The 17,843-nt window shown below is 62.8% G+C and carries 15 protein-coding genes and 1 pseudogene; 10 read left to right on the top strand and 6 right to left on the bottom strand.

Annotated features, from left to right (window positions below; translation table 11 throughout):
- The first annotated feature begins 22 nt into the window (after positions 1-22).
- Positions 23-1,492, top strand: coding sequence for a caspase family protein (locus ACZIRK_RS20765; RefSeq protein WP_463328064.1), 1,470 nt, complete (start codon positions 23-25; stop codon positions 1,490-1,492).
- Positions 1,493-1,539: 47 nt separating this feature from the next.
- Positions 1,540-2,790: an FAD-dependent oxidoreductase gene (locus ACZIRK_RS20760; RefSeq protein ID WP_165435389.1), complete on the top strand. Its 1,251-nt coding sequence runs from the start codon at positions 1,540-1,542 to the stop codon at positions 2,788-2,790.
- 1 nt (position 2,791) lies between these two features.
- Here ACZIRK_RS20760 and ACZIRK_RS20755 read toward each other — a convergent pair whose 3' ends face one another.
- The 4 genes from ACZIRK_RS20755 to ACZIRK_RS20740 form a co-directional block, all read right to left on the bottom strand.
- The gene (locus ACZIRK_RS20755; RefSeq protein ID WP_130228026.1) at positions 2,792-3,562 is read right to left on the bottom strand and encodes an SDR family NAD(P)-dependent oxidoreductase; all 771 of its coding nucleotides are present in this window, start codon (positions 3,560-3,562) and stop codon (positions 2,792-2,794) included.
- A gap of 167 nt (positions 3,563-3,729) precedes the next feature.
- The gene (locus tag ACZIRK_RS20750) at positions 3,730-4,512 is read right to left on the bottom strand and encodes an outer membrane protein (protein ID WP_130228027.1); all 783 of its coding nucleotides are present in this window, start codon (positions 4,510-4,512) and stop codon (positions 3,730-3,732) included.
- 216 nt (positions 4,513-4,728) lie between these two features.
- Positions 4,729-6,789, bottom strand: a complete 2,061-nt coding sequence (gene parE / locus ACZIRK_RS20745; RefSeq protein WP_463328040.1) for a DNA topoisomerase IV subunit B — start codon at positions 6,787-6,789, stop codon at positions 4,729-4,731.
- Positions 6,790-6,927: 138 nt separating this feature from the next.
- Positions 6,928-7,353, bottom strand: a complete 426-nt coding sequence (locus ACZIRK_RS20740) for a hypothetical protein (RefSeq protein ID WP_245474894.1) — start codon at positions 7,351-7,353, stop codon at positions 6,928-6,930.
- 120 nt (positions 7,354-7,473) lie between these two features.
- Between ACZIRK_RS20740 and ACZIRK_RS20735 the strand changes: the two genes are divergently transcribed.
- From ACZIRK_RS20735 to ACZIRK_RS20710, 6 genes and pseudogenes are all read left to right on the top strand, one after another.
- Positions 7,474-8,004, top strand: coding sequence for a DedA family protein (locus ACZIRK_RS20735; protein WP_130228029.1), 531 nt, complete (start codon positions 7,474-7,476; stop codon positions 8,002-8,004).
- Positions 8,005-8,133: 129 nt separating this feature from the next.
- Positions 8,134-9,121 (top strand): annotated as a pseudogene (locus tag ACZIRK_RS20730) (MBL fold metallo-hydrolase).
- 333 nt (positions 9,122-9,454) lie between these two features.
- Positions 9,455-10,120: an FMN-binding negative transcriptional regulator gene (locus ACZIRK_RS20725; protein ID WP_130228030.1), complete on the top strand. Its 666-nt coding sequence runs from the start codon at positions 9,455-9,457 to the stop codon at positions 10,118-10,120.
- Positions 10,117-11,097, top strand: a complete 981-nt coding sequence (gene argC, locus ACZIRK_RS20720; RefSeq protein ID WP_130228031.1) for an N-acetyl-gamma-glutamyl-phosphate reductase — start codon at positions 10,117-10,119, stop codon at positions 11,095-11,097. Before ACZIRK_RS20725 ends, argC begins: the two co-directional genes overlap by 4 nt.
- A gap of 434 nt (positions 11,098-11,531) precedes the next feature.
- Positions 11,532-12,500 carry an ABC transporter substrate-binding protein gene (locus ACZIRK_RS20715; RefSeq protein ID WP_130228032.1) on the top strand — a complete coding sequence of 323 codons (969 nt, stop codon included), beginning with the start codon at positions 11,532-11,534 and terminating at the stop codon, positions 12,498-12,500.
- A gap of 37 nt (positions 12,501-12,537) precedes the next feature.
- Positions 12,538-13,527: an isopenicillin N synthase family dioxygenase gene (locus ACZIRK_RS20710; RefSeq protein ID WP_130228033.1), complete on the top strand. Its 990-nt coding sequence runs from the start codon at positions 12,538-12,540 to the stop codon at positions 13,525-13,527.
- Positions 13,528-13,537: 10 nt separating this feature from the next.
- Here the strand turns inward: ACZIRK_RS20710 and ACZIRK_RS20705 are convergent, their stop codons facing one another.
- Together ACZIRK_RS20705 and ACZIRK_RS20700 are read right to left on the bottom strand one after the other, a co-directional pair.
- A complete protein-coding gene (locus ACZIRK_RS20705) occupies positions 13,538-13,936 on the bottom strand; it encodes an MAPEG family protein (protein WP_130228034.1) in 399 nt (132 codons plus the stop codon).
- A 94-nt stretch (positions 13,937-14,030) separates the two neighbouring features.
- Positions 14,031-15,836, bottom strand: coding sequence for a PHA/PHB synthase family protein (locus ACZIRK_RS20700; protein ID WP_463328038.1), 1,806 nt, complete (start codon positions 15,834-15,836; stop codon positions 14,031-14,033).
- A gap of 290 nt (positions 15,837-16,126) precedes the next feature.
- Between ACZIRK_RS20700 and ACZIRK_RS20695 the strand changes: the two genes are divergently transcribed.
- Both ACZIRK_RS20695 and ACZIRK_RS20690 read left to right on the top strand, forming a co-directional pair.
- Positions 16,127-16,396 carry a hypothetical protein gene (locus ACZIRK_RS20695; RefSeq protein WP_245474895.1) on the top strand — a complete coding sequence of 90 codons (270 nt, stop codon included), beginning with the start codon at positions 16,127-16,129 and terminating at the stop codon, positions 16,394-16,396.
- Positions 16,397-16,608: 212 nt separating this feature from the next.
- A complete protein-coding gene (locus tag ACZIRK_RS20690; RefSeq protein ID WP_130228036.1) occupies positions 16,609-17,829 on the top strand; it encodes an LL-diaminopimelate aminotransferase in 1,221 nt (406 codons plus the stop codon).
- Positions 17,830-17,843: the final 14 nt, after the last annotated feature.

Raw genomic sequence — 17,843 nt, 5'->3', positions numbered from 1 at the left:
TGGCTTTCTTTCGAGAGTTCTGATGGTCGCGGGCATTGCCCTGGCATCGGCAACTCTCGCCGCGCCCGCGCTGGCTGAAAAGCGCGTTGCGCTGGTCGTCGGCAACAACGAGTACAAGAACGTCCCCAAGTTGCAGAAGGCGGTGAATGACGCCCGCACCATGGCGGACACGCTGAAGCAACTCGGCTTCTCCGTCATGATCGCCGAGAATCAGAACCGGCAGCAATTCTCCGAGACGCTGCTCGCCTTCGACAAGGCGATCGAGCCTGGCGACACCGCGTTCTTCTTTTACGCCGGCCATGGCTTCGAGATCGCCGGCCAGAACTTCCTGCTGCCGACCGACGTGCCGGCGGCGACCGAGGGCCAGGAAGAATTGGTGCGCGACGCATCTGTTCTCGCCGACCGCATCGTCGAGCGCCTGCAGAACAAGAAGGCGCGCACCTCGATCCTGGTGTTCGATGCTTGCCGCAACAATCCGTTCGAGCGGCCGGGAACGCGCGCGGTCGCCGGCGGTGGCGGGCTGGCGCCGCTGACGCAGTTGCCGGAGGGCGTATTCTCGGTGTTCTCGGCCGGCCCGCGCCAGACCGCCCTCGATCGGCTGTCGAACGACGATACCAATCCCAATTCGGTGTTCACCCGTACCTTCGCCAAGCAGTTGCTGCAGCCCGGAAAGAATCTGGTCCAGGTCGCCCAGCAGACACGGCGCCTGGTCAGCGAGGCGGCCGAGACCATCAGGCACAAGCAGATCCCTGTTTATTTCGACCAGATGGTGGATGACGTGTTCCTGAACGGCATGACGAAAGCGCAGGATGTGGCGGGAGCTGCCGAGGCACCGCAGAAGCTTGCAGCATTGCCGCCGGTCTCGGTGCCGCGTATTCCGAAGGACGATTCCGTCAACGCGCCGATCGCAAGTTTCTCCCGCCATAATGGCGGCTGGACGGTGGTGTTCTCGATCGCGGACCCTGCGCTCGGAATCTCCTGGCGGATGGGCGACGGCGGCGATTTCCGCGAGACCGGATTCATCGACGCGCTTGATCCGCGCACGCGCAAACGGATGCCCAATCCGTCGATCGAACTGGCAGCCGATGCGCCGGCCGGCACCATCCAGGTCCGCTATGTCGATGCGGCCGGGGAGATGCAAGGGCCATTTCCGATCCGGTTCGACCCCGAAGCGGCATTGATCCGCGACCAGCGCAAGATCCTCGACATGACTGCGACGAGCTGGCTGTCGTTCCGCGAGTTCAACGGGCTCCTGGTCTATTACACCCATCTGATGTCCTACCGCTGCGCGATCCGCGAGGCGCGTATCGGTATCGACAGCGCAGTGCCGGACAAGGTGCTGAAGATGCCGCCCTGCGATCCGCGCGACCCCAGCGTGATCCCGCACGAGGCGCAGCCCTATCTGAAGCTTGCGCCGCAGACCAAGTCGGTCTCGGTGGAGCTGACCTATCGCGACGGCAGCGTATCGGAGATCAAGATGTTCCGACGCTAGTCGTCTGATTGGCGCTATAGTTCAAGCCGGGTCTCGACGAGGGCATCATGAGCGCAAGCGTATCGCAGCATCCGTCGGTGCGCAGGATGAAAGTGCGCTGCTGCATCGTCGGCGGCGGGCCGGCGGGCATGATGCTTGGCTACCTCCTGGGCCGCGCCGGCGTCGATGTGGTGGTGCTGGAGAAGCATGCTGACTTCTTTCGCGACTTTCGCGGCGACACCGTGCATCCCTCGACCTTGCAGGTGATGGACGAACTCGGGCTGATCGACGGCTTCCTCAAGCTACCGCACCAGGAATTGCAGAAGCTCGAAGGGATGTTCGGCGGCACCAAGGTCCGGATCGCCGATCTCTCCCGCACGGACGCAAAATACCCGTTCATTGCTTTCATGCCGCAATGGGACTTTCTCAACTTCCTGCGCGAGAGCGGCAAGCGTTTCGCTTCACTGCAAGTGCTGATGAGCACGGAGGCGACCGATCTGATCCGCAATGGCGAAGCGCTTGCCGGCGTGAGGGCCAAGACGCCGGAGGGCGCGCTCGACATCGAGGCCGATCTGACGATTGCTTGCGACGGCCGTCACTCGACTGTGCGCGAGCGCGCCGGACTTGCGGTCGAGGAGATCGGCGCGCCCATGGACGTGTTGTGGTTTCGCGTCGGGCGGCGGCCGGACGAAAACGAGAACCTGTTCGCGCGGGTCGAGCCCGGCAAGATGATGGTCACGTTCAACCGAGGCGATTACTGGCAATGCGCCTATGTGATCGCCAAGGGACAATACGACGCGGTGAAGGCGAGGGGACTTCCGGCGCTGCTGGATGACGTGGTGCGGCTGGCGCCGGTCCTGAAGTCCGGCATTTCCGATGTCAAAAGCTGGGACGACGTGAAGCTCCTGACGGTTGCGATTAACAGGCTAAAGCGCTGGACACTGCCGGGGCTGCTGTGCATCGGCGACGCCGCGCATGCGATGTCGCCGGTCGGCGGCGTCGGCGTCAACCTGGCGGTGCAGGATGCGGTCGCGACCGCCAATCTGCTGGCGGCAAAGCTTGCGGGCGGCTGCCCGACCGAGGATGAACTCGACGCGGTACGCAAGCGGCGCGAATTTCCGATGAAGATGACGCAGACGATGCAGACCATCGTGCAGAACAGGATCATCAGCACGGCGCTCGGACCCGCCAATCAGCCAGTCAAGGTTCCGCTGGCGGTGCGGCTGGTCACGGCGATGCCCTGGTTGCAGGGCATCACCGCGCGCTTCGTCGGGATCGGCGTGCGTCCCGAACATGTGCAGTCGCCCGCGCTCTCCTGAATCAGCCCATGATCGAATAGCCGCCGTCGACGGGGATGGCGCTGCCGGTGATGAAATCGGAAGCCGGCGACGCGAGGAACACCGCGATCCCCGAGAGATCGTCGATATCGCCCCAGCGCGCCGCCGGCGTGCGCGCCAGCACCCGCTCATGCAGCCCGGCGATCTCGCTGCGGCCGCGCCGGGTCAGGTCGGTGTCGATCCAGCCGGGCAGGATCGCGTTGATCTGGATGTTATCGGCCGCCCAGGCGCAGGCACAGGAGCGCGTGAACTGCACGATGCCGCCTTTGCTCGCGGCATAGGCCGGCGTGAAGCTGGCGCCGAAGATCGACATCATCGAGCCAATATTGATGATCTTGCCGCCGCCGGCTTCTTTCATCGCCGGATGGACCGCCTGCGAGCATAGGAAGGCGCTGGTGAGGTTGGTCGCGATCACGCTGTCCCATTCGCCGATATCGAGCTCATGCGGCGGCTTGCGGATATTGATGCCGGCGTTGTTGACGAGGATATCGATTCGCCCGAACTCGGCTTTGACGCGCGCCACCATGTCGGCGACGGCTTTGCTGTCGGTGACATCGGCGGCGATCGCAACGGCCTTGCCGCCGCGCTGCTTAAGTTCGGCGACCGCGGCCGCCGACTTCTCTTCGTTGCGGCCGACGACGGCAATCGCAGCGCCGGCATCCGCCAGCCCGCGCGCCATCCCAAGCCCGATTCCACCATTGCCGCCGGTGACGATCGCAACCTTGCCAGTAAGGTCGAAGAGGGGCGTTCCCATTGTTGTTTTCCGCTTCTGTTGTCGAGATTGAGGGAAGATGCCGACTGGGGCGAGGCTTTGCCAGCCCCGGATGTCGCAGACGTGCCAGTCTTGCAACGAACCCCAGGCGCAAACGCAAAAAAAGCCCCGGGCGATGCCGGGGCTTCTGCCTGCCAGTTCAGCAGAGATCAGTACCTGCCGACGACCGGGGTACCCCAGTTGAAACGGTAGACGATCGAGGTGCTGATCGTCTGCACCCAAGGCTTGAAGGTCGTCGAAATTCCCGTCGGTGTGCCATCAAGGAACGATGAGGGCAGAGAGATGCGGTCGTAGAACGCGGAGCGATATTCGGTCTTCATGAACCAACCAGGTGCGCTGATGCCGAAGATATCGAGGTTGTTCTCAACGCCGCCACCGACGAACCAGCCGTCACGACGGAACGAAGGAGTGGTCGCACCGACCGGGTTTCCGGCGAGATCGGAAAGGGTCGTGCCCGACCATTCCGAACCCGAATAGCCGCCGTTGACATAGGAGTAGACATTCGGCGCAACCAGATAGCCGAGGCGCACACCGGCCGCATAGCTAGTCCGAAGCTTCACACGCCCCTCGACCTGGTCGATCGGGTCGGTCAACGAACCACGAAGGCTGCCGAACTGGCCGTCGGCGAACACGCCGGCAACCCACCGGCCGTTGAACTGCCAATCGTAGCCGATACCAACGGTACCGAACCAGCCGTCGCCGCCGAGCCGCGTGTCGCGCGACAGCGGAATCGCGCCAACGGTGGTTTGAACGTTGCTGTCAGCATCCCACAGACCGCCGCCGCCACCGCCGAAGACATAGAAGCCGGTCCAGTTATAGACGGGCGCCACCGGCGGCGGCGCCTTCGTATACGGCCGAGCGCCAAGATCAGCCGCCGAGGCCGACCCCGTCAGTGCTGCAACCGCCGCCACAGCGAGTGCCAATTTCTTCATGTTCAAATCCCCAACTTGCAAGACGAGCGCCTGACGGCTGCGTCGATTCCATTCCGTAGCTGCACAAACTATAGCTATTTCAACCAGGAATGCTGTTGCGGGACAGGCACACTTGCCTGAAAACGCTTCGGTTCGTCTTCGGCCCGGAGCGGTGGGCGTGCCGCGGCAGGTTAAAAATCTACCGCGCGTACAGAGGGTTATTCTGGAAAGCGATGGTTAGACGTCAAGCAGGTCGTCGCTGGCAAATTCAGCCTTGTCCGAAATGAAGGCGAACCGCGCCTCGGCCTTGGTGCCCATCAATCGCTCAACCGAATCGGCGGTGCCCTCGCGGTCATCGGCAAGCAGAACGACCCGCAGCAGGGTGCGCTTGGCCGGGTCCATCGTGGTTTCCTTGAGCTGCGCCGGCATCATCTCGCCCAGGCCTTTGAAGCGGTTGACCTCGACCTTGGCGTTGGCATTGAACTCGCTCTTGATCAGCGCATCCTTGTGCGCGTCATCGCGGGCATAGACCGATTTGGAGCCGTGAGTGAGCTTGTAGAGCGGCGGTACCGCCAGATAGAGGTGCCCTTCGTCGATCAGCCGCGGCATCTGGCGGTAAAAGAAGGTGATCAGCAGCGACGCGATATGGGCGCCGTCGACGTCGGCGTCGGTCATGATGACGATGCGCTGATACCGCAGGTCCTCTTCGCGATAATGCGCACCGGTGCCACAGCCGATCGCCTGCACAAGGTCGCTGAGCTGGACATTGCCCATCAGCTTGTCCTTGCCGGCAGAAGCGACGTTGAGGATCTTGCCGCGCAGCGGCAGCACGGCCTGCGTCTTGCGATCGCGCGCCTGCTTGGCGCTGCCGCCGGCTGAGTCGCCCTCGACGATGAAGAGTTCGGAACCTGCAAGTCCGGCGTCGGTACAATCGGCGAGCTTGCCGGGCAGGCGAGCCTTTTTGCCGGCGGTCTTGCGTGCAACCTCTTTCTCCTGGCGGCGGCGCAGCCGTTCCTCGGCGCGTTCGACCACGAAATCGAGCAGCCTGTTGGCCTGCACCGGATTGCCCGACAGCCAGTGATCGAACGGATCCTTGATGGCCTGCTCAACGATGCGCTGGGCCTCCGCCGTGGCCAGCCGGTCCTTGGTCTGGCCCTGGAACTCCGGCTCGCGCACGAACACGCTGAGCATCACCGCGGCGCCGACCATGACGTCTTCCGAGGTGACCGATGCAGCCCGCTTGCCCTGGCCGACGCGCTCGGCGTGATCCTTCAGGCCGCGCAGCAGCGCGCTCCGCATGCCGGATTCATGGGTGCCGCCATCGGGGGTCGGAACGGTGTTGCAGTAGGAGGACAGGAAGCCGTCGGCGTCCGCCGTCCAGGCCACCGCCCATTCGCAGGCGCCGTGGGCGCCGTTGCGGCCCGATTTGCCGGAGAAGATGTCCGGATGCACCAGCGTGTCGGCATGGATCGCGGCGGCGAGGTAATCCTTCAGGCCGCCGGGGAAGTGGAAGGTTGCCTCCGCCGGCACATCCTCGACGCCCTTCAGGAGTTCCTGGTCGCAATGCCAACGGATCTCGACGCCGCCGAACAGATACGCTTTGGAGCGCGTCATCTTGAACAGGCGCTGCGGTTTGAATGTGGCCTTGGCGCCAAAGATGTCGGTATCGGGCTTGAAGCGGATGCGCGTGCCGCGGCGGTTGCTGACCTTGCCGAGGTCTTCGAGTTTGCCCTTCGGATGGCCGCGCTCAAACGTCATGCGGTGGAGCTTCTGGCCGCGCGCCACCTCGACCTCAAGCCGCGAGGAGAGGGCGTTGACCACGGAAACGCCGACGCCGTGCAGGCCGCCCGAGGTCTCGTAGACCTTGGAGTCGAACTTGCCGCCCGAATGCAGCGTGCACATGATGACTTCGAGCGCGGATTTCTTCGGGAATTTCGGGTGCGGATCGACCGGAATGCCGCGGCCGTTGTCGGTGACTGTCAGGAAACCGTCCGCGGTCAACTCCACCTCGATGAAGGTGGCGTGCCCCGCCAGCGCCTCGTCCATGGAGTTGTCGATGATTTCGGCGAACAGATGGTGGAGCGCCTTTTCGTCGGTGCCGCCGATATACATGCCGGGCCGCCGGCGGACCGGTTCCAGCCCTTCGAGCACCTCGATATCAGCGGCGGTATAGTCAGCCTCAGCGGAACCCGACCGCGCAGCGACCTTCAGCTGCGCCCGGCCCTTGTTGGGTTCGGCACCGGCGAACAGGTCGTCATTGGATTTGGTTTTTGCGGCGGGTTTCAGTGATTTGGACATGGCTCTTCATAGATTGCGCAAACAGCGCGCAGCGAATCAGTCACTCTGACTATGACACGGATAGGCTTAAAAAGTGACCGCCGGGCAGCGGCAATCGATGCCTCGCCCGGCGGTCACAGAATAGATAGGGACTCTCGATCAGGCGCGCGAGGTGCGGAACACGATCAGGGCAAACAGGGCCATGGAGCCGACCACCAGCAATGAGCCCACGACCGGAGCGATCTCGAAAGAGGATCCCTTAAGGAGCACGATGGCCACGCCCGCGGGGAACAGGATCGCGCCGAGAATGTGCATCCAGCCCTGGATCCGGGCCAGCATCGTCGCCCCCGCGGCCGGAATCAGGTGGTAATAGAGCCCAAACAGGAACAAAAGCACGCCGCCGACGAGATTGAGATGGGCATGCGCCGGCGCCAAAGTGAAGTTTTGCTGGATACCCATAGCGATGCCGCCCAGCATTCCGAGCAGCAGAACGACAGCACTCACGCACATCATCAACGATCCAATCATCAAAAACCTCATCTTGTGGGAAAACGCCGCGGCCATGGGGCCGGGAACTGAAATCACGCCCCTTCCTTCGGCTTTGTGACTTGATTGTCACGCAAGGGGCTGGCTTACCTGTCCTTAGGCTATGAGCCCGCAGAAAGGTTCAAGCCACCTGAGCGGGGCGGGGAAGGCGTTCATTATATGGAAGAATTTGCGCGTGCCGTGGCCGATTTCGTGCGCGACCACCAGGCTTGGGCCGCGCCAATCGTGCTCGTGCTGGCGTTCGGCGAGTCGCTCGCCTTTGTTTCGTTGCTGATCCCAGCCTGGGGTGCGCTTGTCGCGATCGGTGCGCTGATCGGGGTGAGCGGTATTAGTTTCTGGCCGGTCTGGATCGCCGGCGGCATCGGCGCGGCGCTCGGCGACTGGGTCTCCTATTGGTTCGGCTACCGCTACAAGGAAAAGGTCGCGCAGATGTGGCCGCTATCGCGCTACCCGGAGATCCTGCCGCGCGGCGAAGCCTTCGTACGCAAATGGGGCGTGCCCAGCATCTTCATTGGCCGCTTCTTTGGACCCTTGCGTGCCTCGGTTCCGCTCGCGGCCGGTATCTTCGAGATGTCATATTGGCCATTCCAGATCGCCAATTTCATCTCCGCGCTGGTGTGGTCGGCGGTGCTGCTGCTGTTCGGGGACGTGATGGCGCGCATCGCCGAGTGGTTGTGGCGAACGGTGTGAGACGTGGAATAAGCGCCTCAGGCGGGGGTTAGCTCCGTCGATACTGGGCGCTCCATTTTCCGGTAGATTGGGTCCTTGCAGGAAGCCAACGCGGAAATACCGCGATCATCGTTTCAGTGGGAGAGCATCATGGAAATCACACGTCGTCATGCCCTCGCGGGCGCAGCCGCTATTGCTGCTGCGCCACTGTTGCCGAACGTTTCCGCACAGGCCGCGGCGCCGCTCGCGGACAAACAGGCGCCGAGCTTCTACCGCTACAAGGTCGGTGACATCCAGATCACCGTGGTGTCCGACGGCAAGAACGTCTTCAAGCTGGAAGACTCCTTCATCACCAATGCGAAGAAGGAGGAAGTGAACGCGGCGCTGGAGAAGGCGTTCCTGCCGCGTGACGTCTTCACGATCCATTTCGCCCCGCTCGTGATCAACAGCGGCGGCAAGCTCATCGTTCTCGACACCGGCAACGGCCCCACTGCCAAGGTCAACAGCAAGGGCGCCAACGGATTGTTCATCGACAACATGACGGCTGCGGGATTCGATCCCAAGGCGGTGGATATGGTCGTGATCTCCCACTTCCACGGCGATCATGTGAATGGCCTCTTGACGGCGGACGGCACGCCGGCGTTTCCGAACGCCGAGGTGCTGGTGCCTGCGGTGGAATGGAAGTTCTGGATGGACGATGGCGAGATGAGCCGCGCTCCGGCCGGTCGCATGCAGGGTCTTTTCAAGAACAACCGCAGCACCTTCGAGGCGAGCCTTCAGAAGAAGGTGACGCCCTACGAATGGGGCAAGGAGGTCGCGCCGGGACTGCTCGCGGTCGACAGCTGGCCACACTCCGGGCCACACCTCCTACGTGTTGTCGTCCGGCTCGGGGAAGGTGTTCATCCAGTCCGACGTCACCAACAATCCGAATCCGTTCGCGACCAATCCGGGCTGGCACGCCTTCTTCGATCAGGACGCCGACATGGCCGAGAAGACCCGTCGCCGGGTCTACGACATGGTGGCCGCCGAGAAGCTGCAATTGCAGGGCTTCCACTATCCGTTCCCCGGCCTCGCCAATATCGAGAAGGACGGCAATGGCTACCGGGTGATCCCGGCGCCGTGGAATCCGGTGATCTGAATTGGTCCCACGCTCGTCATTCCGGGGCGCGCGCCTTTAGCGCGCGAACCTGGAAGCTGGAGGTTGTGGCGCGCGATTCCGGGTTGGACGCTACCGCGTCGCCCCGGAATGACGGCGTTGCGCCTTGACGATCAGGCTCCGCACCCCTATAGGCTCACGCATGATCCACGTTGCGACCAATTCCATCGCCCGTCGCCGCCGCGCTTGCGCGGTATGGGCGGTCGTCTGCGTTTAAGATCATCGCCTCTGCCGCCGGATCATCTCCCGCGGCATCTTTCCCAAGAAAAGCAACGCGGTCGATCTGGCGGCTCCTAGCCACCTCCGGAGTTCGACATGTATACGCCACCGCCGTTCAAGCCCGACCGCGCCGCAAGTCTCGCCTTTGCGGAAGCGCGCGGGTTCTGCCTTGTCTGCGCCTGGGACGGCGCCAAGCCGATCGCTTCGCCGCTGCCGTTCTATCTGTCCTATGCTGCCGACGGGACGCCGCGCGCGGTGTTTCATCTTGCCCGTCACAATCCGCTGATAAAGCTTGCGGGGACTTCGTCCTGGCTGCTGGCCGTCACTGGATCGGATGCCTATGTGTCGGCGGATTGGTACGTCTCGCGGGATCAGGTGCCGACCTGGCTCTATCAGGCTGTGCACCTGAGCGGTCCGGTGCGGCCGCTATCGGATGATGAGCTTGCGGTGCAGATCGATACGCTCAACGCCAAGTTCGAGAACAGGCTGTTGCCGAAGAAGCCGTGGACGTCGGCGAAGATGACCGCCGCGCGGCTGGAGGCGATGAAGAAGGCAATCGTGGGCCTTGAGATGACGGTTGAAGAGGTCGAGGGCAGCTTCAAGCTCAACCAGCACAAATCCGAAACCGACTACGCGGCGGTGGCGGGCGCGCTCGCCTCGCAGACCGATGCCGGCGCGCAGCAGATTGCGCATCTGATGCGGGAAGCGCGGCCGCAAGCCTTTGCAAATGAACCGAACACGCTCGAAAGGAGCGAGCCATGAGCCTCTCTGACGTCAAGCCATCCCCGACCGTCGGCAGCTCCGCAAAGGCCGCCGTCTTCGTCGACGGTGCCAGCGGAACAACGGGCCTCGGCATCAATGAGCGGCTTCGGCTGCAGAACGACGTGGTGGTGAAGAGCATTGCCGAAGAAAAGCGCAAGGACGCAGGTGCCAAGCGCGCGCTGATGGAGGAGGTGGATCTGGTGATCCTCTGCCTGCCGGACGATGCCGCGAAGGAGACCGTAGCGCTGATCGACAGTATGGGCACAGCGGCCCCCCGCGTGCTCGACGCGTCGACGGCGTTCCGCGTCGCCAGCGACTGGGCGTACGGCTTTCCGGAGCTCGCCCCGGATCAGGCGGACAAGATCCGCACCGCCCGGAAGGTCTCCAACCCCGGCTGCTATCCGACTGGCGCGATCGCGCTGCTCCGCCCGCTGGTGGATGCTGGCGTCCTGCCGGCGGACTATCCGATCACCGTCAACGCCGTCAGCGGCTATTCCGGCGGCGGAAAGTCGATGATCGCAAGCTTCGAGGATGGCACCGCGCCAGCCTTCGAACTTTATGGTCTCGGCTTCGAGCACAAGCACGTGCCGGAGATGCAGCTCTACTCGCGGCTGACGCGCCGGCCGATCTTTGTGCCGTCGGTGGGCAACTACCGGCAGGGTATGCTGGTGTCAGTGCCGTTGCAGCTCGAGACGCTGCCGGGCAACCCCGGCGCGGCCGACCTTCACGACGCGCTGGCGAGACGCTACGCCGGAAGCCGCTATGTCTCGGTCATACCGCTTGAGAATGAGGCTGCCAAGAGCGGGCGGATCGAGCCCGAGGCGCTGAATGAGACCAATAGGCTCGAACTGTATGTCTTTGCCAGCGACAAGCACCATCAGGCGGTGCTGGTCGCGCGGCTCGACAACCTGGGCAAAGGTGCCTCGGGCGCGGCGGTGCAGAACATGCGGCTGATGCTGGGGCTCGCTGAGGCCTAAGCCTGAAGTGGGCGACACTGTTCCCGTCAGCGTGACTGCGTTGCGCACAGCGATGCGGTCACGATTCTGCCGGAGCGACATTGGACGATCGGCACAATAGGGACGCGCTCAAAGGCTCACCAGAAAACTGGATGAGGTCAGTTGCCGCAGATGAGGGCGCGCGCCCGCGATCCGATGGCTGGCGCGCACAGGGCGCATCCTGTCTGCGTACGCTTTTTGCGAACACAATGCGCAAAAAATGATGCTCGTACGCAACGCTTTGCAGTGCAAGACTTCCTATTGCCTTGCAATCCAGTGGTCGCGAGCGCTCCGCAAACACGGAGATGAAGCTGGCTCGCAGGCTCAGCTTGCCGTTGTGGTGACGACGATGGCTACCCGACGGTCGGCTGAATCATTTCCAGTCCAAAGGGGCAGGCATGCGGACCGCTACACTCATGAAACAGTGCCTTGCTATCTGTGCGATGGCCTTGTCGGTCATGGGTTCGCCAGCCCAGGCGCTCGATAAGGTTGTTTACGGCCTAAACTGGGTGCCACAAGGGGAGCACTGCGGGTTCTTCCAGGCCCAGGCCAAGGGCTACTACAAGGACGCAGGCCTCGACGTCGAACTTCGTCCCGGCAATCCAAACGTCAATATGCCCCTCATGGTCGCTGCCGGCGAAATCGACATGGGCATGGGGTCGAGTTTCACAACGCTCAATCTGGTCAATCGGGGCGTTAAGGCCCGTACGGTCGCGGCATTTTTCCAGAAGGACCCGCAGACGCTGGTGGCTCATGCGGGCCAGGGCGTTTCCACCCTGCAGGACGTGAAGGACCGGCGGATCATGATCGGCCAGTTCTCACGAAACGAATTCTGGCAATTCCTGAAAGCCAAGTTCGGCTTCTCGGATGATCAACTGGCGGCCTACAGCTATTCGGCTGCGCCGTTTCTTGCCGATCCCAAGGCCGTGCAGCAAGGCTATATCACCGAAGACGCCTTGCTGCTCGGCAAGGCCTTGCCTGCACCGCCCGTATCGATCCTGCTTGCCGACTATGGCTACGACAATTATGCGACCACGATCTTCGCCACTGACGCCTATATTGAAGGTCATTCCAACACCGTTCAGGCCTTCGTCGATGCAACCCGAAAGGGGTTCGAAGAATGTATGACGGGTGACGCCACACCGGCCATGAAAGCTATCCTCGCCGTCAATCCAACCGGGGGAGAGGAACTGTTCCGCTTCAAGCTCGATCAGATGCGCAAGCGCGAGCTTGTCCTTGGGGGCGATGCCGACAGGCTGGGGATTGGCGCCATGACCGACGAACGCTGGACCCGCTTCTTCGACACGCTCGCCACGGCAGGAGTCTATCCGAGAACGCTCGACGTGAGATCCGCCTACACGCTGCGATTCAGCAACATCAAATGACCGCTCGACCACCTGATGTGTTTGCCGAGAGATTTCGATGCCTCAGATGACCCTTCCCATCGTCGATATAGCCCCCTTCGTCCAAGGTGACGGTGCGGCCCGCCAGAAGGTCGGACTGGCGTTTGGTCATGCGTTCGAAAGTATCGGTTTCGCCGTTGTGGTCGGGCACGGGGTGCCGGAACAGCTCGCGAGCGACACCTATGGCGCTGTGAAGGATTATTTCGCGCAGTCCATGGCGACGAAGCTGCAGAATGCGGCACCCGAGAAGACCAAGGGGCGCGGCTATCTGCCGATCGGAATCGAGAGTGTCGCCAAGACCCTGTCGGGCGAAACGCCGCCTGACCTGTGCGAGGCCCTGGTGTTTGCGGCTCCGCACCGGGAAGCCCACAGCGGCCGGCCGAATATATGGCCCGCCAGTCCGGTCGGGCTTCGAGACTTGGTTGAAGCCTGGTCGGCCGAGATTATGACGCTCGCCGCCCATCTCACGCGTCTTTCGGCGTTGGCCCTCGATCTGCCAGAAGACTATTTCGCGTCTTCGTATGCCGATCCATCGATCACGCTGCGCTTTGTGCATTATCCCGATCAGCCGCAACCGCCTGCGCCGGGTCAATTGCGCTATGGCGCCCATCATGACTACGGTGGCCTGACCATCCTGCGGCAGGACGAGGCGCCGGGCGGTCTCGAGGTCTGTGATCGCGACGGGACATGGAGCGAGGTTGGCGTCGTCCCGAATTCCTTCGTGATCAATGTCGGCGATCTGATGTCGCGATGGACCAATGGCCGCTGGCGCTCGACGCTGCATCGGGTATCCAACCCCGATCGCAGCCTCACAGGCTCGACCGCGCGCCTCTCCATGGTGGCCTTCACGGGACCGAACGAGTCGGCCGAAGTCGCCTGCCTCCCGACTTGCGTCGATGCGGAGCATCCCGCGCTGTACGAGCCCGTGTTGGCTGGCGACTACATTCGCGCCAAGCTGACGGCATCCATGGATTTGGGCGTGAAGCCCGAGGCCAGGCCACAGCCGTGAAGCACTGTAATCAGAACACCCTGAAGATCGCCACCGCGAGTACGGCCTGCGCCAGGAAGCCGACGACGAAGGCGAGGGTGCGGAACACCGGCAGGCCGAGCGTATAGACGATCAGGTGCGCGACGCGGGACCAGAAATAGACGGCGCAAGCGAGCACGGTCCATTTGGTCGAGTAGTCGATTGCGTTGAGGATCAAGACCAGCGGCGCGAAAATGATGAGGTTCTCGACCGCGTTGTCATGCGCGAACATCAGCCGGTTCGCCCAGTCGGCGTGAGGCTTGTCGTTGCGCGACGGATTGGCCATCGCGCCGGCGAGGCCGCGGACCTGGCAGCGGTTGATGGCGTAGGGAATCCACAATATTCCGGTCAGAATTACCGTCAGCGTCAGCCAGAACAGTTCGCGCGTCATTGGTTTCCCCTCGGTTGAGCTGCGTCCCGTCTGGAGCGTGATGGTTTTTCTGCTCCGATGGACGCTTGATTATACCGAAGCGGCGCGCCTCGCGCTATGCGCGAACCCGGACATAGCTGCCGGGAGCTTCTTCGATCGGTGGCAGTGCCTCCGAGCCGACCGCGCGCGCAGGCACTGTCTCGGCATCGATGCTTTCCAGCCATTCGCGCCAATCGGGCCACCACGATCCCTTGTGCTCCTTGGCGCTCTTCAGCCAGTCGGAAAGCTTGGCGTCCTTGATGTTGTCGTTGGTCCAGTACTGGTACTTGTTGGCCGCAGGCGGGTTGACCACGCCGGCGATATGGCCGGAGCCGGACAGCACATATTTCACCGGCCCGCCGAAGAATTGCGATCCGTACAGCACCGACTCGGCCGGCGCGATGTGATCCTCGCGGGTCGCGAGGTTGTAGACCGGCACCTTCACCTTGGAGAGATCGAGCAGCGTGTTGTCCAGCACCATGGTGCCGGAGGAAAGCCGGTTCTCCAGATAGCAGTTGCGCAGGTAATAGGAATGGTTCGCCGCCGGCATCCGCGTCGCGTCGGAGTTCCAGTGCAGCAGGTCGAACGAGGAGGGCGGCTGCCCCTTCAGGTAGTTGCTGACGACATAATTCCAGATCAGGTCGTTCGAGCGCAGCATGTTGAAGGCCATCGCCATCTTGCTGCCCTCGAGCACGCCACGCTGCTCCATGTCGCGCTCGAGCGCGGAAATCTGGTCCTCGTCGACGAACACCAGGAGGTCGCCGGCATGGGTGAAGTCGACCTGCGAGGCGAAGAACGTGGCCGAGGTGACGCGCACCCGGCGCTTCTCGGCGAGCCAGGCGAGCGTCGCGGCAAGGAGGGTGCCGCCGACGCAATAGCCGACGGTGTGAACCTTCATCTCGCCAGTCACCTTCTCGATGACGTCCATCGCGGTCAGCGGTCCTTCGGTCATGTAGTCGGAAAAGGTCTTCTTGCCGAGATCGCGATCGGGATTGACCCAGGAGATCACGAACACGGTCAGTCCCTGGTCGACGCACCATTTGATGAAGGACTTCTCGGGCCTGAGATCGAGGATGTAGTACTTGTTGATCCATGGCGGCACGATCAGGAGCGGCGTGCGCAGCACCGCCTCCGTGGTCGGCGAGTACTGGATCAACTGCATCAACTCGTTTTGATAGATCACCTTGCCCGGCGTGGTCGCCATGTTGACGCCGACCGCGAGGTTGGTCGGGTCGGACTGGCGGATCCGCAGCGTGCCGTGGCCGGCCTCGATGTCCTCCGCCAGCATCTTCATGCCGCGAACGAGGTTGTCGCCGTTGGTCTCCATCGTGGTGCGCAGCACTTCCGGATTGGTCAAAACGAAATTCGACGGCGCCAGCGCGTTGGTGATCTGCTGGACGTAGAACTCGGCCTTTTTGCGGGTGTGTGGGTCGATGCCCTCGGCGTTGCGCACCAGCTCCTGCGCCCATTGCGTGGTGAGCAGATAGAGCTGCAGGATGAAGTCGAAGAACTGGTTCGATCGCCATTCCGGGTCGGCGAAGCGCTTGTCGCGCGGTGCGGGGTCAATCGCGGCCTTGGCTTCCTGGCCGGCCAGGCGGCGGGCGGCTGAGCCGAACAGGTCGAGATAGGCCTTGCCGAGCTTGGTCTGCAGGTCAGCGGCCCGATCCTGGTCCGAGAGCCAGTATTCGGCGACCGCGGTGAAGGTCTTGATCACCTCCGCAAACTCGCCTCCCGCCTTGTCCTTGATGTCAGCGTTTTCGCGCGGCTTCAGATAGGCCGCAAGCGCTTGGCCGGAGCTCTCCAGCGCACGCGCAATGTTCATTGCGAAGGCTTCGCCGTCGAACTTCTTTGTGGCCTGGGTTTCGAGGGTAACGTCGCTCATGCAGTGGACACTATCGCTTCAATTGAGCCGCGTCATCGCGCGGTGCGGCAAGCAAGATGTAGGATTTCTCTAGGTTTTCGCATTGTTGCACTGCGACAAATTCCTCCCAGTTCCGACACATTGAAGCCGCATCAATCGGATTTGTTGTTCACGACTTAATCGTTTCGGGCGACAATGGTTTGAACGGTTAGGGCAGAGCCGAAGCGATTAGACGATTTGTCGCTGCAAAGCTCGTACCAGTGATTGGTTACCGGCAAGTGGGGACTTCCGGACGTATGCGTATCGATCGAATGAAAAGGCTGCTCGCGGTCGGCGCGCTGCTCGGGTGCGCGGTTGCGCTTGGCGGCTGCTCCACGTCGATCGCGGATCTTCCCGGCGTCGGGGTGCCAGCCGATGCCCCGGCGCGTCCGAAGGAGGCCAGCGGCTATCTTCCGGTGCACGATATGCCGCCGGATCGTGAGGAGGCGCCGATGAAGCCGGCGGAGCAGGCCAAGATCGAGGCCGAGCTGAAGGCCGCGCGCGACCGCCAAGCCACGGCCGCACAAAACGCCGGCAAGTGAAGCGGCAGCAAGCTAATCGCTGGCGCTGCCACCGCTACATGCTAAAAGAACCTCAATTCAACCGCATATCCGGTCGCCGAGCCCAGATTTTGCGTCTGGAAACGCTCTAAGTCATTGATTGGGCGTAATTTCCGGGCCAAACCGGGCTTGGTCTCGGCAAACCGCGTAAAGGCGCGCGATTCTGCCGTGCCGGTCGTCGGAGCAAAGGTCCCATGGAAGAGTTCTATCGCATTCGCCGTCTGCCGCCTTACGTGTTCGAGAAGGTCAACCAGGCCAAGGCAGCGGCGCGTAATGCCGGGGCCGACATCATCGACATGGGCATGGGCAACCCGGACCTGTCGACGCCGCCCCATGTGCTCGAGAAGTTGAAGGAAACCCTCGGCAAGCCGCGGACCGACCGCTATTCGGCCTCGCGGGGCATCAACGGCCTTCGCAAGGCGCAGGCTGCGTATTACGCGCGGCGATTCGGCGTGAAGCTCAATCCGGACACCCAGGTGGTGGCGACGCTAGGCTCGAAGGAGGGCTTTGCCAATGTGGCGCAGGCGATCACCGCGCCCGGCGACGTCATCCTGTGCCCGAATCCGAGCTATCCGATCCATGCCTTCGGCTTCCTGATGGCGGGCGGGGTGATCCGCTCGGTGCCGTCGGAGCCGACGCCGCAATTCTTCGAGGCGGTGGAGCGCGCGATCATCCATTCGATCCCGAAACCGCTCGCGCTCGTGGTCTGCTATCCCTCCAACCCGACGGCCTATGTCGCCGATCTCGACTTCTACAAAGACCTCGTCGCCTTTGCGAAGAAGCACGAGATCTTCATCCTGTCGGATCTCGCTTACGCCGAAGTTTATTTCGACGACAACAATCCGCCGCCTTCGGTGCTGCAGGTGCCGGGCGCGATGGATGTCACCGTCGAATTCACCTCGATGTCGAAGACCTATTCGATGGCCGGCTGGCGCATGGGCTTTGCGGTCGGCAACGAGCGCATCATCGCGGCTCTGGCGCGGGTGAAATCCTATCTCGATTACGGCGCCTTCACGCCGATCCAGGTGGCCGCGACTGCGGCGCTGAACGGGCCGGACGACTGCATCCGCGAGATGCGCGAGACCTATCGCCGGCGACGCGACACGCTGGTGGAAGCCTTCGGCCGCGCCGGCTGGGACATCCCGCCGCCGCAAGCCTCGATGTTCGCCTGGGCGCCGCTGCCGAAAGCGTTCGAGGATGTCGGCAGCATGCAGTTCGCGACCCTGCTTGTGGAAAAATCCGGCGTGGTGGTGTCGCCCGGCGTTGCCTTCGGCGAGCACGGCGAGGGCTTTGTCCGCATCGCGATGGTGGAAAACGAGCAACGTATTCGCCAGGCCGCGCGCGGTGTGCGCCGCTTCCTTGAAAGCGGCATCGAAACGTTGCACAACGTGGTTCCTCTCGCCAACCGGCGTTAATCTCCTCCGGCAGG

Source organism: Bradyrhizobium sp. Leo114, from assembly GCF_055229415.2.
Note: the sequence above shows the minus strand (reverse complement) of the source record. Positions and strands in the feature narration are given on the sequence as shown.

Excerpts from the sequence above, each read along its gene's own strand:
- ACZIRK_RS20765 (WP_463328064.1), top strand. The coding sequence starts at position 23 with ATGGTCGCGGGCATTGCCCTGGCATCGGCAACTCTCGCCGCGCCCGCG.
- ACZIRK_RS20760 (WP_165435389.1), top strand. The coding sequence starts at position 1,540 with ATGAGCGCAAGCGTATCGCAGCATCCGTCGGTGCGCAGGATGAAAGTG.
- ACZIRK_RS20755 (WP_130228026.1), bottom strand. The coding sequence starts at position 3,562 with ATGGGAACGCCCCTCTTCGACCTTACTGGCAAGGTTGCGATCGTCACC.
- ACZIRK_RS20750 (WP_130228027.1), bottom strand. The coding sequence starts at position 4,512 with ATGAAGAAATTGGCACTCGCTGTGGCGGCGGTTGCAGCACTGACGGGG.
- parE (WP_463328040.1), bottom strand. The coding sequence starts at position 6,789 with ATGTCCAAATCACTGAAACCCGCCGCAAAAACCAAATCCAATGACGAC.
- ACZIRK_RS20735 (WP_130228029.1), top strand. The coding sequence starts at position 7,474 with ATGGAAGAATTTGCGCGTGCCGTGGCCGATTTCGTGCGCGACCACCAG.
- ACZIRK_RS20725 (WP_130228030.1), top strand. The coding sequence starts at position 9,455 with ATGTATACGCCACCGCCGTTCAAGCCCGACCGCGCCGCAAGTCTCGCC.
- argC (WP_130228031.1), top strand. The coding sequence starts at position 10,117 with ATGAGCCTCTCTGACGTCAAGCCATCCCCGACCGTCGGCAGCTCCGCA.
- ACZIRK_RS20715 (WP_130228032.1), top strand. The coding sequence starts at position 11,532 with ATGAAACAGTGCCTTGCTATCTGTGCGATGGCCTTGTCGGTCATGGGT.
- ACZIRK_RS20710 (WP_130228033.1), top strand. The coding sequence starts at position 12,538 with ATGCCTCAGATGACCCTTCCCATCGTCGATATAGCCCCCTTCGTCCAA.
- ACZIRK_RS20705 (WP_130228034.1), bottom strand. The coding sequence starts at position 13,936 with ATGACGCGCGAACTGTTCTGGCTGACGCTGACGGTAATTCTGACCGGA.
- ACZIRK_RS20700 (WP_463328038.1), bottom strand. The coding sequence starts at position 15,836 with ATGAGCGACGTTACCCTCGAAACCCAGGCCACAAAGAAGTTCGACGGC.
- ACZIRK_RS20695 (WP_245474895.1), top strand. The coding sequence starts at position 16,127 with ATGAAAAGGCTGCTCGCGGTCGGCGCGCTGCTCGGGTGCGCGGTTGCG.
- ACZIRK_RS20690 (WP_130228036.1), top strand. The coding sequence starts at position 16,609 with ATGGAAGAGTTCTATCGCATTCGCCGTCTGCCGCCTTACGTGTTCGAG.